Origin of the sequence: Curtobacterium sp. C1, assembly GCF_021049325.1 — a bacterium.
Classification (GTDB): domain Bacteria; phylum Actinomycetota; class Actinomycetes; order Actinomycetales; family Microbacteriaceae; genus Curtobacterium; species Curtobacterium citreum.
In genome coordinates this window covers 373,406-388,352 of the sequence record NZ_CP088076.1, presented here as the reverse complement: position 1 = coordinate 388,352, position 14,947 = coordinate 373,406, and the positions used below count along the sequence as shown (strand labels likewise).

Sequence of the window (14,947 nt, the reverse complement as noted above, 5' to 3'; positions counted from 1 at the left end):
TCGCGAGTTGGTCGTCATCGGCGCGTCCTCGGGTCCAGGACGCCGTAGAGGACGTCCACGATGAAGTTGGCGATGAGCACCGACACGGTGATCATCAGGAAGAGGGCCTGCATGAGCGGGTAGTCCTGCCCGATCACGGCGTTGAACAGCAGGTAGCCGATGCCCGGGTAGCCGAACACCTGCTCGACCAGGACCGAGCCGCCGACGACACCGCCGAGGGCCAGGCCGAAGCCGGTCAGGTTCGGCAGGATCGCGTTGCGCGCGGCGTACCGGACGGCGACCGTGCGGCCGCGGAGGCCGTTCGCCTCGGCGAAGGTGACGTAGTCGTCGCCGAGGGTGTTGATCATGGCGTTCCGCATGCCGATGATCCAGCCGCCCAGGCTCGTCACGAGGATCGTGACCGCCGGCAGGATCGCGTGCTGGAGCACGTCGCCGATGTACTCGCCGTTCCAGCCGGGGATGCTCGTCGCCGAGGACGCCCCGGTGGTCGGGAACCAGTGCAGGACGTAGCCGAGGAAGAACAGCAGCAGGAGCGCCGTCCAGAAGTACGGGAACGTCGACATGAACGAGCCGGACAGGGTCGGGAGCGAGTCGAGCCAGGTGCCGCGCTTCCACGCCGCCGCGACGCCGATGAGCGTGCCGATCACGAACGCGAGGACCGTGACCGTGCCGACGAGCACGAGCGTGTACGGCAGGGCGCGGCCGACCAGGTCCCCGACGGGCTGGGGGTAGAACGTGTAGCTCGTGCCGAAGTCGAGGGTGACGACCTGGTGCAGGTAGCTGACGTACTGGTCCCACAGGTTGCCGGAGGGGACGCCGAGCTGCGCCTCGATGGCCTTCTTGGTGGCGTCCGTCACGGGGCCGTTCTGGCTGAGCTTCGCCAGGGCGGCGTCGGATGGGCTGCCGGGCATGAGGCGCGGGAGCACGAAGTTCAGCGTGACCGCGGCCCAGAGGGTCAGGACGAAGAGGACGAGTTTCTGCACGATGTACTTCACTTGGCCTGCTCCTCCATGATCTTCCGGCCCGCTTCACTGTCTCTGAGTCGCAGCTTCGTGAAGATCAGCAGCGGTGCCGAGTCGTAGTTCTGCGGTGCCATGTACGGGTCCTCCGCGCTCGGCCAGCCGACGAACTTGCCGGTGTTGAACAGGCCCCAGAGTCCGCCGTAGTACATGCCGATGACGGGCAGGTCGTCGTAGACGATGCGCTGCAGCTGGTTCAGGATGCGCTGCTGCTCGGCCTTGTCCGTCGTCGCCTTGTACGCGTCGAGGAGCTGCTGCGTGTCGGCGTTCCGGTACCGCTCGAAGTTGTTCACGGTCGACTTTCCGACCGGCTGGTAGAAGTCGCTCGACAGCAGCGAGTTGTAGGCCTGGAAGACGTCGCCGTTGCCCATGCCGCCCATCGCCATGTCGAACTGGCCGTTGTTGATGTTCTGCTGGTACCCCGCGGGCTGCGGCGCCTGGATGTCGACCTTGATGCCGATCTTCCCGAGGTCGCGCTGGACCTGCTGCGCGGCGCGGAGCCAGTCCGAGTAGCCGTTCGCGGTCATGAGCTTGATCTCGAGCTGCTTGCCGTCCTTGACGAGCTTGCCGCCCTGCTGGGTGTACCCGGACTTGGCGAACTCGGCGAGGGACCGCTCGGTGTCCTGCGTGATCATGCCCTTGTCCGGGATCGACGGGTCGAGGTACTGCTCCTGGTTCGGCAGGATGAGGCCGGTCTGCCCCGCGGCGCTGAGGTTGCCCTCGGACGCGGTCTCGGCGATGTCGTCGCGGTTCAGCGCGTACGAGATGCCCTTGCGGACGTTGACGTCGCTGTACGGCGCCTTCGTGAGGTTCGGGATGAGTCCGATCACACCGCCGGCCGGAAACCACCACTTGTTGTCGGGGGACGCCGCACCCCACGTGCCCTTGACGTCGGAGATGAACGAGTACGCCCAGTCGTAGCCGCGCGTGACGGTGTCGAGCTGCGTGTTCGTCGCCGGCAGGATCAGGTGCTTGATCGCGATCTTGTCCGCCTGCCAGTACCGCGGGTTCTTGTCCATCGAGTACTGCTGGTCGGAGTAGTTGCCGAGGACGAACGGGCCGGTGCCGACCGGGTCCGGGTCACGCCAGGTGGTGGGGTCCTTGATCTTCCCGTAGTGGTGCTCGGGGAGGATGTAGGTCGCGCCGATGATGTTGAGGCTCGGCACGTCGTCGCTCTTCAGGTGGAAGACGACGTGGTCGCCGTCCCGCTCGATGCGGTCGATGTGCTGCCAGGCGCCCTTGATGTCCATCGCGGGGAACTCCTGGAGCAGGTCGAACGTGAAGACGACGTCCTCCGCACTGAACGGCCTGCCGTCGGACCACTCGACGCCCTTCCGGATCGTCATGTCGATGGTCTTCGCGTCGGGCTGGCTCCACGAGCTCGCCAGCCACGGGGTGCCCTTGCCGTCGAGGGGGTTGATCTCGATGAGGGGCTCGTACATCCACTTGCTCGCGGTGCGGGCGTTCGAGATGTACGGGTTGAAGTTGCGGTCGAACAGCGGGTTGCCGCGGTCCGCGTTGATGAGCATCGTGTCCTTGCCGATGCTCGGGTCCGGTTGGGAGCGGACCTGGATGCTGCAGCCGGTGGCGGCGAGGGCCACGACGGCGATGCCGGCGAGCGCGGCGGCGAGGCGTCCGCGGCGGCGGCGCGGGCGCTCGGGGGCGCGCGTGCGCTGGGCCAGGCGCTGGGCCGTGCGCTGTGGGGGAAGCGTCATTGCTCGGTCGACCTCCGTGTCGAGTGGGTACCCGGACAATGTATGCGCTTACATCGCGCGATGCAACCGGTCGTGTTGATTCCCGGGGTGGCACGTCGACGAACGGGCGGTGTCGAGCGTGCACGACGTGCCGCTCATGTCCGTGGCGGTCGGTGTCGAGCGTGTACGACATGCCGCTCACGTCCGCGGCGGGCGGTGTCGAGCGTGCACGACGTGCCGCTCACGTCCGCGTCGGGGGCACAGATCGTCGGCTGGCAGGGTCGAGCGGGCCACATGTGGCGCGTTCGCCGCCCGACTCGCGCATCAGCACCCCGCCGAGGTGCCACGACTCGCCGCCTGCTGCTCGTCGGAGTGCCGCTCGATGCCGCCAGGAGGGTCGAGCGTCCAGGTATTTCGGCACCTCGGGGGCTGGGGCCGGGCGTGCTGAGGGCGCTGGGGCCCGGCCCCGCCGCTACAGCGCGGGCGGGCAGCTCTCGCGCAGCAGCACCTCGACCGGCAGGCGCACCGCCCGCGGCGGCCCCTCCCGCCGCTCGAGCCGGTCGACGATCGCCCGGACCGCGGCGCGCCCGAGCTCCCCCATCGGCTGGTGCACGGTCGTCAGTCGCGGGCTCGAGAACCGCCCGGCGTCGATGCCGTCGAACCCGGTCACGACCAGGTCGTCCGGCACCCGGAGCCCGCGAGCCCCCGCCGCGTCGAGCACCCCGAGCGCGGACTGGTCGTTCGAGCAGACGATCGCCCGCGGGACCTCGGCACCGTCGAGCAGCCCTGCCGCGAGCTCCCGCGCGCGGGCACGGCCGAAGTCACCGTGGACGACCCGCACGGACCCGGCCGGCACGTCGTGGTCGTCGAGCGCCTGCTGGAACCCCGCCGAGCGCTCCATGTCGTCCGGGGAGTCGATCGGGCCTGCCAGGTACACGAGCGACCGGATCCCGAGCCGACCGATCACGTGCGACGCGAGCGTCCGCATCCCTGCCGCGTTGTCGACGCTCACCGAGTCGAACCCGTGCGACCGTCGATCGTCGGCGAGCACCACCACCGGGACCCGGCGGGCGACGTGCTCGAGCAGGTCGTCCGGCACGGTCTGGGCGAGGACCGCGAGCCCGTCGACCCGGCCGGCGACGTCGTTGACGAGCACGTCCCGGGAGGAGCCCCGCCCCGCTGCCACCATGAGTGCCAGGCCGCGTTGCCATGCCTCGGTCTCGGCGCCGCGGAGGACCTCGTCGAAGTACAGGTTCGACGAGAACGGCTGCGTCACGTGCCGTCGGTCGTCGACCACCCGGACGCCACCGTCGGTGACGAGGTCGGGACGCTCGTCCGGCACGACGTCGAACCCGGGCAGCAGGAGTCCGACCACGCCGGTCCGGCGTCCGGCCAGTGCGCGCGCGGTGCCCGAGGGCACGTAGCCGAGGCTCCGGATCGCCGCCTGCACCCTGTGGCGGGTTCCCTCGCGGACCGCGTCGGGCGTGCGGAGCACGCGCGAGACCGTCGCGATGGAGACGCCGGCCTCTGACGCGACGTCGTAGACCGTGGGGGGTGCGGTGCGCTGCGGACCCACGCCGTGCCTCCCGTCCGGTGTCCGTGTCGGTGCCGCGCTCGGCGCAGCCGGACCATCCTAGGCACGGCGCACGACGCGACTTCTCCACAGGTTGCCGGAATCGCTTGCGCTCCGCGGACAGGCGGCGGCACACTGATCCGACCTCAGTACGTCCCGTGAGGAAGCGCATCCGCAGGCCGGGGGCCTGCACCACCCGATGCCCATACACACAGGTCCACGCAACCAGGAGGAGACCCCATGTCACAGTCGACACGGTCCGGCAGCAAGCACGCCATCCGACTCACCACCGACGAGGCCGAGGTGCGCGACGCGCTGCTCGACCACACCGAGCACGGCGCCTCGTCGGTCACCGATCCGCTCGAGGGGTCGGAGGACGCCGCGCGTCCCTGACGCGGGGCCCGGCAGGCTCGGGCACCGACCCGGGACGCACCCTGTGGCGACACCCGGACAGGAGGCACGGTGCGGGTCGTCCGCGGCCGTCACCTCCGCCGGGTGGTCACGCCGGGTGGTCGGCCGGTACGTCGGCGTGCTGGTGCTCGGTCTCGTCGAGGACGGCCGCCGAGCCGACGATCGTCACGCCCGCACCGCGGAGCCGACGACGCTCCTGCGCGATCCAGCTGAGCAGCCGGTCGTTCGTCCCCGCGACGTGCGCGGCGAGCAGGTCGGCCGCGCGGTCGGCGTCGCCGTCCCGGACCGCGTCGAGGATGGCGCTGTGCTCCGCCCACGCGGCGTCGCGCGCCTCGGCGGTGCGCACCTCGATCCACCGCGTGCGTTCGAGCCGGGTGAGCGCGTCGGCCACGGCGTCGGTGATGAACCGGTTGCCACCGAGCGCCGCGAGGTCCAGGTGGAAGGTCGATCCCATCCGGATGCCCGCCTCGCGGTCGGGGGTGCCCCGGAGGTCGTCCAGGTGCGCGCGGACCTCGTCGAGCTGTTCGGCGGAGGCCCGGTCGACGGCGAGCCGAGCAGCAGCGGGCTCGAGGACCCCGCGCAGTTCGGCGAGCGACGCGATCTCGTCGAGGTCGATGGGCGTGACCGTCCACGAGCGCCCCTCGTGCAGGATGAGGCCCTCGCGCTCGAGGCGGGACAGCGCCGCGCGCACGGGCGTCCGCGAGGCGTGGAAGCGACTCTCGAGTCCGCGCTCCGAGATGCGCTCGCCCGGCGCGATGTCGAGGGTCAGGATCGCTTCGCGCAGGTTGTCGTAGAGCTGGCTCGTCTGCGACACCGGGGCCGCGTCGGTCGTCGCGTCGTCGGTCGTCGTTCCGGTCACGGCGGACCAGCCTAGTGCGGATCGGCCCTAGTTGGTATACCGTAATGGTATACCAATTGGTACCGATCCGGAACGACAGGCTGCACCGATGACCACACCCCGCCGCGCGTGGATGATGCTCGCCCTCGGCGTCGCCGCCCAGGCCGCCGGCACCCTGGTGGTCTCCGCGCCGGCCCTGCTCATCCCGCACCTGGTCGCGCAGGGCATGCCGCTCGCCTCGGCCGGGCTGTTCGCCGCTGCACCGACGATCGGCCTCGTCCTGACGCTCATCGCCTGGGGTGCGGTGACCGACCGGGTCGGCGAGCGCGTGGTGATCGCGGGCGGGCTGGCACTCACCACGGCGACGGTCGTCGGAGCGTGGCTGTCCGCGGGGAACCCGGTGCTGCTCGGTGTGGCGTTCCTGGCGGCGGGCATGACGAGTGCGTCGACCAATGCCGCGAGCGGGCGGGTCGTGGTCGGGTGGTTCCCGAAGGAGCGGCGCGGCCTCGCGATGGGCATCCGGCAGATGTCGCAGCCGCTCGGCGTGACGCTCGCGGCGGTCACGGTCCCGCAGCTCGCCGAGGGGTCCGGCATCCGCGCCGCCCTGGTGCTGCCGTTCGTGCTGTGCGCCGTGCTCACCGTGCTGTGTGCCGTCGGCATCGTCGACCCGCCGCGACCGGCCCGGACAGCCCGGGCCCGGACGACCCCGGGGACGGCTGCGGCCGCGCCCGTGAACCCGTACCGGTCGTCCGGGTTCCTGTGGCGGGTGCACGCGGTTTCGGTGCTGCTCGTGGTGCCGCAGTTCACGCTGTCGACCTACGGGCTGGTGTGGCTCGTCGGGCTCGGCTGGTCGACCCCCGCGGCGGGCCTGCTCGTCGGGGCGTCCCAGTTCGTCGGCGCCGTCGGGCGGATCCTCGTCGGGGCGTGGAGCGACCGCGCCGGGTCCCGGGTCGGGCCGCTGCGCGTGGTGGCGGTGTCTGCCGCGGCGGTGATGGGCGTGATGGCGCTCGTCGACGTGTCGCACTGGGCGGCTGCGGCGGTGTTCCTGCTCGTCGCGACGAGCGTCACGGTCGCGGACAACGGGCTGGCGTACACGTCGGTCGCCGAGGCCGCGGGACCGTCCTGGTCGGGTCGGGCGCTCGGCACGCAGAACACCGGGCAGTTCCTCGCGGCGAGCGCCGTGGGCCCCGGGATCGGCGCGCTCGTCGGGACGCTCGGCTTCGCGGCATCGTTCGGGCTGGTGGCGGTGCTGCCCCTGCTGGCGCTGCCGCTCGTGCCGCGGACGGACCGCTCGCACGACTGAGGTCGGCGAGCGTTCCGTCCCATCGCACCCGACGTGGGAAGACGAACCGCTCGTGGGAGGGCGGAACTCCCGGCACCCCACGAGCGGATCGGCACCCGACGCGCGGATCGGCACCTCACGAGCGATTCAGCGCCGCGCGCGCGGAACGGGCTCAGGCGGGCACGGCGGGCCCCACCGGCCAGCGCAGGAGCGCCGCGGCCGCGGCACCGCCGGGCAGCGAGGCGGCGTTCACGAGCACGAGCTCGGCGTCCGTGAGCACCGCGGCCCGGACGAGCGCGCACACGGCGGGCACCGGACCGACCACGGGCGTCCCGGCGGCCTGCTCCGGCGCGGTCGCGACCCACGGCGCCCCGGCGAGCGCCAGGAGCGTCCGGTCCCCGATCGCGACGGCGTCGAGCGCGACGACCGCCCCCTGCGCCTGCTGCAGCGCGGAGACCACGGAGCCGACCCCGGTCACGGCGAGGTTGTCGCCCCGGCCGACGTGGGTGCGGAGCAGGTCCTCGAGGTCGTGCCGCCGGGTGGCGATGACACGGGCGAGGGCGATCTCGACGTGCTCGACGAACGCCTGCTTCGACGCGTCGTCAGAGCGCGGGTCGACGGGCACGGTCGTGACGAGCGCACGGGCCTCGGCGGAGAGCGCCTTGACGAGCAGCTCACGGGCGGTGACGTCCCCGGCGACGACGACGAGCCCGGGGCGCAGGCGGCGGACGGCTTCGTCCACGGCCCCGGCGACCTCGGTCGAGGTCTGCTTCCAGATCTCCTCGGTGTGCGCCTGCCAGTGCGGCTGCTTCCAGCCGGTGCCGGCCTTCGCGTAGTGCAGCGTGTCGGTGCGTCCCTGCACCTGCTGCTCGGACGCCGCGTCCGGCGCGTGGCCGAGGCGGTAGGCGCGGAACGTCCCGCCCTCGCGTCCGACGTGGACGACCAGGAACGGCAGGTCGACCGGGCGGTGGGCGACGAGGGGCACGAGGTCCGGCACGGCCCCGACGCCGATCGCCTCGGCGCCGTGCAGGTGGCCGGGGAGCACCTCGCTGAGCACGAGCTCGCCGTCGTGGACGAGCACGTACCGGGTGACCGGGGACGGCACTCCCGGCTCCTGCTCGAACTCGGCGGCGATCGTGTCGACGACCTCGGCGCTCGCGCCCTGGGCGCGGAGGGACTCCTCGACGGCGCGGAGCTTCAGCGCTGCCTGCCGTCGCGGGTCCTCGACGTTGCCGGACACGTCCGCGTAGGCCCACGCCCACGTGCCCCCGCCCTCCAGCCGGTCCCCCAGGATCCCGTGCAGTTCGCTCGTCGCGTTCGTGGACGTCATGACAGCTCCTCTCGGCGGTGCGCCGGGGCGTCACGAACCCCGACGTGTCGTGTGCGCCCCACCATCCCCCTGTCCACCCGGACGCGCCCACGGCTCCGAGCCGACACCCAGCCGACACCTGTCGTTCCGGCGCACTACCGGCCCGGGTCACGACCAGCCGTGAATGCTTCGTGAAAGCACAGTGACGCTCGGTTCCGTGCTCTACTGGCGGAGGACCCGATCCGCCGACGAACCGGAGACCAGGCAATGACGCCATCACCATCTGGACGACAGCTGTCGAGACGAAACCTGCTGAGCCTCGGGCTCGGGACAGCCGCGGCGGGACTGCTCGCCGGCTGCGCGGTCCCGGGCTCGACGAACGTGAACAAGGCGGCGGTGATCCCCGCGGCCGGCGGCGACACCGTGCAGATCACGTACTGGGCGTGGTTGAAGGACCTGCAGAAGGTCTGCGACGTCTGGAACGCGAAGAACCCCCGCATCCAGGTCACCGCGAACTGGATCCCGGGCGGCAACAGCGGCGGGTACCAGAAGATGTACTCCGCGCTCGCAGCCGGCGGCGGTCCGGACATCGGGCAGGTCGAGCTCCGGCAGATCCCCGAGTTCATGCTCGCGAACGGCCTGGTCGACCTCGCACGCTACGGCGCGAAGCAGTACCAGTCGAAGTACGACGAGGCCGCGTGGGCGCAGGTCGAGTTCGTCGACGGCGTCTACGGCATCCCGCAGGACACCGGCCCGATGGGCTTCTACTACCAGACCGCGATCCTGGAGCAGGCCGGCGGCGAACCCCCGGCGACGTGGGACGAGTGGAAGGTGCTCGCCGACAAGGTCCGGAAGACCGGCAAGCAGAACTACCTCGAGGTCTTCCCGGTCGCCGACGCCTCGCCCTTCGCGGCGTACGCGCAGCAGGCCGGCGCCCGCTGGTTCAGGACCGACGGCGACGAGTGGGTGGTCGACATGACCGACGACGCCACGCTGCGGGTCGCGGAGTTCTTCGACGGCTGCATCGACGACGGGCTCGTCGACACGTCCGCGGGCGCGTACTCCCCCGGCTGGTACGCGGCGTGCGCGAACGGCCGGATCGCCGCCGTGACGAGTGCGAGCTGGGGCGACGCCCTCATCGAGTCCATCCAGGGCGGCAAGGGCAAGTGGAAGGTCGCGCCGATGCAGAAGTGGGACGCGTCCGGCTTCGGCTCGAGCGCGATCGGCGGCTCGAGCGCCGCGGTCCTCGCCAACGCGAAGCACCCGGCCGAGGCGCTCGAGTTCATCACGTGGATGACCACCTCGAAGGAGGGCATCGACGCGATGATCAAGTACTGCGGCATCGGGTGGTCGCCCGCCCGCGACTACATCGGGGCGCAGCGCGAGCAGCCGAGCGAGTGGTTCTCCGGGCAGAACTACAACGAGGAGGTCTTCGTCCCCGCGGCGAAGGAGCAGAACATCGAGTGGTCGTGGTCGCCCGTGACCCAGTCGGCGTTCACCAGCCTGCAGAACCAGTTCCGTCGCAAGCTCACCGGCGGCCTCAAGCTGACCGACGCCGTCGAGCTCGCCCAGCGGGAGATCGTCCAGTCCTTCAAGGACAAGGGCCTGAGCGTGAGGACCGCACGATGACCGCCACGCAGCCGGGATCCGGCTACCGCACGAGCACGAAGGCCACGAGCGCGCAGAAGCGTGCCCCGTGGATCCTGCTCGCCCCGTTCCTCGCCCTGTTCCTGCTGACGTTCATCATCCCGATCATCAGCGCGCTGTTCCAGAGCTTCACGACCGTCGACCGCGAGGGCCTGTTCGGCGAGGACGGCGTCACCGGCCGCTTCGCCGGCTTCGACAACTACGCGATCGCGCTGCAGGACTCCGGGTTCGTCGCGTCGATCGGCCGCATGCTCCTGTTCGGCATCGTGCAGGTGCCGATCATGATCATCGCGTGCACGATCCTCGCGCTGCTCCTGGAGTCGGCGAGCGCCCGCTGGCCCGCGTTCTTCCGCGCCGTCTACTTCATGCCGTACGGCGTCCCCGGCGTCATCGCGACGATCCTGTGGTCGTTCCTGTACGTCCCGGGCCTGTCGCCGATCGTCGACCTGCTGCAGTCCGTCGGGCTGCAGCCGGACTTCCTCGGCGCGAACAGCGTGCTGTGGTCGATCGCGAACATCGTCACGTGGACGTACACCGGCTACAACATGCTCATCATCGTGGCGCAGCTGAAGTCGATCCCCGGCGAGGTCTACGAGGCCGCGAAGATGGACGGAGCGGGACCCTTCCAGGTCGCCTGGCGGATCCAGGTCCCGCTGATCGCCCCGGCGCTCGTCCTGACGACGGTCTTCTCGATCATCGGCACGCTGCAGCTCTTCGCGGAGCCGCAGATCCTGTCCACGGTCGCCCCGGCGATCGACACGGAGTACACGCCGAACTACGCCGCCTACACGAACGCCTTCGCGTTCAACGAGTACGGCGTCGCGAGCGCGCAGGCCGTGATCATCGCGTTGGCCGCGTTCGTCCTGTCGTTCGCGTTCCTGGCGCTGACGAACCGTCCGCCGAAGCACGAGCGCGACCAGCGGAAGCGGGCGAAGCGGGACGGCCTGGAGGCACGGCGTGCGCTCCAGACGCGCGTCACCACCGGCGACGGGTCGCGCACCGCGACCGGCGTCGCGAACCGCAGCACGACCACCGGAGCCGCCACGGGCCTCCCGGCTGACCGCAAGGGGGCGGAAGCATGACCAGTGAAGCCATCGAGGCGCCCGTGACCAAGCGGGCCGCCGAGCCGGTCGACACCACGTCGATCACGGCGCACCAGCGTCGCAAGCTGGACCGGACCGGGAAGTCGCAGATCGTCGTGACGGGCATCCTCGTCGTCGTCGCGATCTACTTCCTGGTGCCGCTGTACTGGGTCGTCATCGCGGCGACCAAGACGACGGGCGCGCTGTTCGCGACGAACGGGTTCTGGTTCGGCGGCGAGTTCGCCCTGTTCAGCAACATCCAGCAGGTGTTCTCGTACGACGGCGGGATCTTCGTCCGCTGGATCGCGAACAGCGTCCTGTACTCGGGCGTGGGTGCGGTCCTCGCGACGTACTTCGCGGCCGCGGGTGGGTACGCACTCGCGAAGTACGAGTTCCGCGGCCGACAGCTCGTGTTCGGCACGATCCTCGGCGGCGTGCTCGTCCCGGGCACCGCGACCGCGCTGCCGCTGTTCCTGCTGTTCTCGACGATGGGCCTGACCGACACGTACTGGAGCGTGCTCATCCCGAGCCTCGTCTCGCCGTTCGGCCTGTTCCTGTGCCGGGTGTACGCGGCGGCGTCGGTGGACACGGCGCTCCTCGAGCAGGCGCGCATCGACGGGGCCGGGGAGCTGCGGATCTTCCACACGATCGTGCTGCGCCAGATGACGCCGGCGCTCGTGACGGTGTTCCTGTTCCAGGTCGTCGGCATCTGGAACAACTTCTTCCTGCCGCTCATCATGCTGGCGGACCAGAAGCTGTACCCGATCACGCTCGGGCTCAACAACTGGCGTGCGCAGGTCGATCGTCTGCCAGAGTTCTACCAGCTCACCACCGGCGGGGTGCTCGTCTCGGTCATCCCGCTCGTGATCGCGATCATCGTCCTGCAGCGCTTCTGGCGCGGGGGCCTCACGGAAGGATCGGTCAAGGGTTGACCAACGCTGCTCACTCGTCCTCCATCACCACCAGCACCACGCCCGACGCGCTCGCCTCGACGGCACCGGGCTCGGACACCCGGCTCGCGCCGCGGGCCTGGTTGCACACCGACGCCCCGTCCCTGTCGCTCGACGGGGACTGGGACTTCCGGTGGTCGCCGGTCGCGGACGTCCCGCTCCCGGGGGTGGAGGACGGGTGGGGCAGCCTGCCCGTCCCGTCGCACTGGGTCCTGCACGGGCACGGTGCGCCGAGCTACACGAACCTGCAGTACCCGTTCCCGATCGACCCGCCGCACCCGCCGGAGGAGAACCCCACCGGCGACCACCGGCGCACGTTCTCGTTGCCGTCGTCGTTCGACGCCGCTGCCCGGGTGCTGCTCCGGTTCGACGGCGTCGAGTCGCACTTCCGGGTGTGGCTGAACGGCGAACTCGTCGGGTGGTCGACCGGGTCGCGCCTGGCGACCGAGTTCGACGTGACCCCGCTGCTCCGCGCCGGTGACAACGAGCTGCTCGTCCGGGTGCACCAGTGGAGCGCCGCCTCGTACCTCGAGGACCAGGACCAGTGGTGGCTGCCCGGGATCTTCCGCTCCGTCACGCTGCTCGCCCGCCCGACCGCGCCCGTCGACGACGTGTTCGTGCGCGCCGGCTGGACCGCCACCCTCGGCGACGCCGCGACCGCGGGCACCGCCGCCTCGGGACGCCCGTCGACCGGGACGGGGACCATCTCGTTCCCGACGCTCGACGCCGCGTTCCCGGTGCGGTTCGCCGTGCCGTCGCTCGGCGTCGACGTCACCTGGCACGCCCCGGAGGACGTCGCACCGATCACGGTCGAGGGCGTCGAGCCGTGGAGCGCCGAGCTCCCCCGGCTGTACGACGCGACCGTCTCCACCGGGACGGCCGCCGGCGGACGTGCGGGCGGTGAGACGGTCGCGCTCCGCCTGGGCTTCCGCACCGTGCAGATCGTCGGCGACCGGTTCCTGGTGAACGGCGAGCGCGTGGTCTTCCACGGTGTGAACCGGCACGAGACCCACCCGGTCCGCGGTCGGGTCTTCGACGAGGAGCACGCCCGCGCCGACATGGCGCTCATGAAGCGGAACAACGTCAACGCGATCCGCACCTCGCACTACCCGCCGCACCCCCGCGTGCTCGACCTGGCCGACGAGCTCGGGTTCTGGGTCGTGCTGGAGTGCGACCTCGAGACGCACGGCTTCCTGTTCACCGACTGGGTCGGGAACCCCTCGGACGACCCGGCCTGGCGCGACGCGTTCCTGGACCGCATCGCCCGGACGGTCGAGCGCGACAAGAACCACGCGTCGATCGTGATGTGGTCGCTCGGCAACGAGTCCGGCACCGGACGGAACCTCGCCGCGATGTCGCAGTGGGTGCACGACCGCGACGACGAGCGGCCGGTGCACTACGAGGGCGACTACACGGGTGAGTACACCGACGTCTACTCGCGGATGTACCCGACGCTGCAGGAGACCGAGTCGATCGGCGGTGGGACCCCGACGCCGCTCATGGAGTGCGGTCCCGCCGAGGCGGCACGGCAGCGCTCGAAGCCGTTCCTGCACTGCGAGTACGTGCACGCGATGGGGAACGGCCCCGGGCAGATCGCCGAGTACGAGGCCCTGGTCGACCGTTTCCCCCGGCTGCACGGCGGCTTCGTGTGGGAGTGGCGGGACCACGGGCTGCTCGCCCGGACCGCCGACGGCACGGACTACTACGCGTACGGCGGCGACTTCGGCGAGGTCGTGCACGACGGCAACTTCGTGATGGACGGCCTCGTGCTGCCCGACGACAGCCCCACCCCTGGACTGGCTGAGTTCGCCGCGGTGGTCGCCCCGATCCGGTTCTCGCTGGGCGAGCGGACCGTGCTGGTCGAGAACCGGTACCACTCGGCCTCGACCGCGGGACTGCGGTTCTGCTGGACGCTGAGCCGGAACGGTGTCGTCGAGGCCTCCGGACGCTTCGCCCCCGGCGTCGTCGCCGCGCGGGAGTCCGCCACGGTGCCGGTGCCGGACGAGGTGCTCGCCGTCGCGGCGGCCGCACCGGCCGCGGGCGAGGAACTGTGGTTCGACGTCACCGCGGAGCTGGCGGGCCCGACCGCGTGGGCGGACACCGGCCACGTCGTGGCACGCGCCCAGCGGCTCGTCGCGAGCCGACCGGCGAACGTGCCACGGGCCTCCGGTGCGGGGTGGGAGGGCGACCGTCTCGGCGACGGGACGTTCAGCGCCCGAGGCGACCTGGTGTCCTGGAAGGGGCACGAGGTGGCGGGGCCGCGCCTGGAGCTGTGGCGCGCACCGACCGACAACGACAGCCTGTCGTCGCAGGGCGGGTACGAGACGGCCGACCCGGTGCTCACCGCTGGCGTCGGCGACCCGGATGCCCCGGCGTCCGCGGAGCGCTGGCGGGACCGCGGACTCGACCGCCTGACGCACCGGCTCGTCGCGGTGACCCGGACCGACCACGGCCTGGAGCAGCGCGTTCGCGTGGCGGCGGCGAACAGCGGCTGGGGCGTCGACGTCACGCACCGCTGGACCCTGACCGACGCGGGACTGCTGCTGCAGACGGACGCGGTGCCCTTCGGCGCCTGGGACGTCACGTGGCCCCGGATCGGCGTCCGGTTCGACCTGCCCGCCGGGCTGCTCGACGGGTCCGCCGACTGGTTCGGGACGGGGCCGCTGGAGTCCTACGCGGACTCCTCGCACGCCGCCCGTGTCGGACGGTTCAGCGCTCCCGTGCGCTCGCTCGGTGTCGAGTACTCGATGCCGCAGGAGACGGGGCACCGGCCGGAGCTGCGTGCACTCTCGGTGGGGCCGTTCACGGTGACGACGGTGGGGGCGCACCGGGCGGGCTTCACGCTGTCGCCGTGGACCGCGCAGCAGATCGGGAAGGCGATGCACCCGTACGAGCTGCCGACGCCGGACCACACGTACCTGTACCTCGACGCGGCGCAGCACGGGCTGGGGTCGCGGGCGTGCGGGCTCGACGTGCTTCCGGAGCACCAGCTGTGGCCGCAGGCGTTCTCGTGGAGCGTGGTGCTCGGGTAGGGCGCCGGGCCGGCCGGGCCGGCCGGGTCGCAGGCGCACCCGCGTGGTGCGGTGTGCCTCCGCACAACGGAAAGCACTCCGTGCCACGCGATCGCGTGGTGCGGAGTGCT

General features: G+C 71.4%; 10 protein-coding genes and 1 pseudogene. 6 read left to right on the top strand and 5 right to left on the bottom strand.

Annotated features, from left to right (window positions below):
- Positions 1-14: 14 nt before the first annotated feature.
- The 3 genes from LQK89_RS01970 to LQK89_RS01960 all read right to left on the bottom strand — a co-directional run bounded on the left by LQK89_RS01970 (position 15) and on the right by LQK89_RS01960 (position 4,289).
- On the bottom strand, positions 15-995 hold the full coding sequence (locus tag LQK89_RS01970) for an ABC transporter permease (protein WP_231049995.1): 981 nt from the start codon (positions 993-995) through the stop codon (positions 15-17).
- Entirely contained in the window at positions 992-2,734 is a 1,743-nt protein-coding gene (locus LQK89_RS01965; protein WP_231049994.1) for an ABC transporter substrate-binding protein, read from the bottom strand. Before LQK89_RS01965 ends, LQK89_RS01970 begins: the two co-directional genes overlap by 4 nt.
- Positions 2,735-3,185: 451 nt before the next feature.
- Positions 3,186-4,289 (bottom strand): LacI family DNA-binding transcriptional regulator, encoded by a 1,104-nt coding sequence (locus LQK89_RS01960; protein WP_058740809.1) that lies wholly within the window; start codon positions 4,287-4,289, stop codon positions 3,186-3,188.
- Between the two features lie 237 nt (positions 4,290-4,526).
- On the opposite strand from LQK89_RS01960, the gene LQK89_RS01955 reads away from it, so the two are divergent.
- The gene (locus LQK89_RS01955) at positions 4,527-4,679 is read left to right on the top strand and encodes a hypothetical protein (RefSeq protein WP_174779004.1); all 153 of its coding nucleotides are present in this window, start codon (positions 4,527-4,529) and stop codon (positions 4,677-4,679) included.
- Between the two features lie 106 nt (positions 4,680-4,785).
- Here the strand turns inward: LQK89_RS01955 and LQK89_RS01950 are convergent, their stop codons facing one another.
- A complete protein-coding gene (locus tag LQK89_RS01950; RefSeq protein WP_231049993.1) occupies positions 4,786-5,556 on the bottom strand; it encodes a GntR family transcriptional regulator in 771 nt (256 codons plus the stop codon).
- A gap of 88 nt (positions 5,557-5,644) precedes the next feature.
- On the opposite strand from LQK89_RS01950, the gene LQK89_RS01945 reads away from it, so the two are divergent.
- Positions 5,645-6,838, top strand: a complete 1,194-nt coding sequence (locus LQK89_RS01945) for an MFS transporter (RefSeq protein WP_231049992.1) — start codon at positions 5,645-5,647, stop codon at positions 6,836-6,838.
- Positions 6,839-6,989: 151 nt separating this feature from the next.
- Here the strand turns inward: LQK89_RS01945 and LQK89_RS01940 are convergent, their stop codons facing one another.
- Positions 6,990-8,147, bottom strand: coding sequence for a baeRF2 domain-containing protein (locus LQK89_RS01940; RefSeq protein WP_144803157.1), 1,158 nt, complete (start codon positions 8,145-8,147; stop codon positions 6,990-6,992).
- A 246-nt stretch (positions 8,148-8,393) separates the two neighbouring features.
- Between LQK89_RS01940 and LQK89_RS01935 the strand changes: the two genes are divergently transcribed.
- From LQK89_RS01935 to LQK89_RS01920, 4 genes and pseudogenes are all read left to right on the top strand, one after another.
- Entirely contained in the window at positions 8,394-9,755 is a 1,362-nt protein-coding gene (locus LQK89_RS01935) for an ABC transporter substrate-binding protein (RefSeq protein WP_175325211.1), read from the top strand.
- Positions 9,752-10,669 (top strand): annotated as a pseudogene (locus tag LQK89_RS01930) (carbohydrate ABC transporter permease); the annotation flags it as partial. The gene LQK89_RS01935 and the pseudogene LQK89_RS01930, both read left to right, overlap by 4 nt.
- 182 nt (positions 10,670-10,851) lie before the next feature.
- Complete coding sequence (locus LQK89_RS01925; RefSeq protein WP_231049990.1) at positions 10,852-11,787, top strand: carbohydrate ABC transporter permease; 936 nt, start codon at positions 10,852-10,854, stop codon at positions 11,785-11,787.
- The gene (locus LQK89_RS01920; RefSeq protein ID WP_442874057.1) at positions 11,784-14,837 is read left to right on the top strand and encodes a glycoside hydrolase family 2 TIM barrel-domain containing protein; all 3,054 of its coding nucleotides are present in this window, start codon (positions 11,784-11,786) and stop codon (positions 14,835-14,837) included. The genes LQK89_RS01925 and LQK89_RS01920 overlap by 4 nt, the downstream gene beginning before the upstream one ends.
- Positions 14,838-14,947 lie beyond the last annotated feature (110 nt).

Bases quoted from the DNA above. Each gene is read 5' to 3' on its own strand.
- LQK89_RS01965 (WP_231049994.1), bottom strand. From the start codon at position 2,734: ATGACGCTTCCCCCACAGCGCACGGCCCAGCGCCTGGCCCAGCGCACG.
- LQK89_RS01925 (WP_231049990.1), top strand. From the start codon at position 10,852: ATGACCAGTGAAGCCATCGAGGCGCCCGTGACCAAGCGGGCCGCCGAG.
- LQK89_RS01935 (WP_175325211.1), top strand. From the start codon at position 8,394: ATGACGCCATCACCATCTGGACGACAGCTGTCGAGACGAAACCTGCTG.
- LQK89_RS01955 (WP_174779004.1), top strand. From the start codon at position 4,527: ATGTCACAGTCGACACGGTCCGGCAGCAAGCACGCCATCCGACTCACC.
- LQK89_RS01945 (WP_231049992.1), top strand. From the start codon at position 5,645: ATGACCACACCCCGCCGCGCGTGGATGATGCTCGCCCTCGGCGTCGCC.
- LQK89_RS01940 (WP_144803157.1), bottom strand. From the start codon at position 8,147: ATGACGTCCACGAACGCGACGAGCGAACTGCACGGGATCCTGGGGGAC.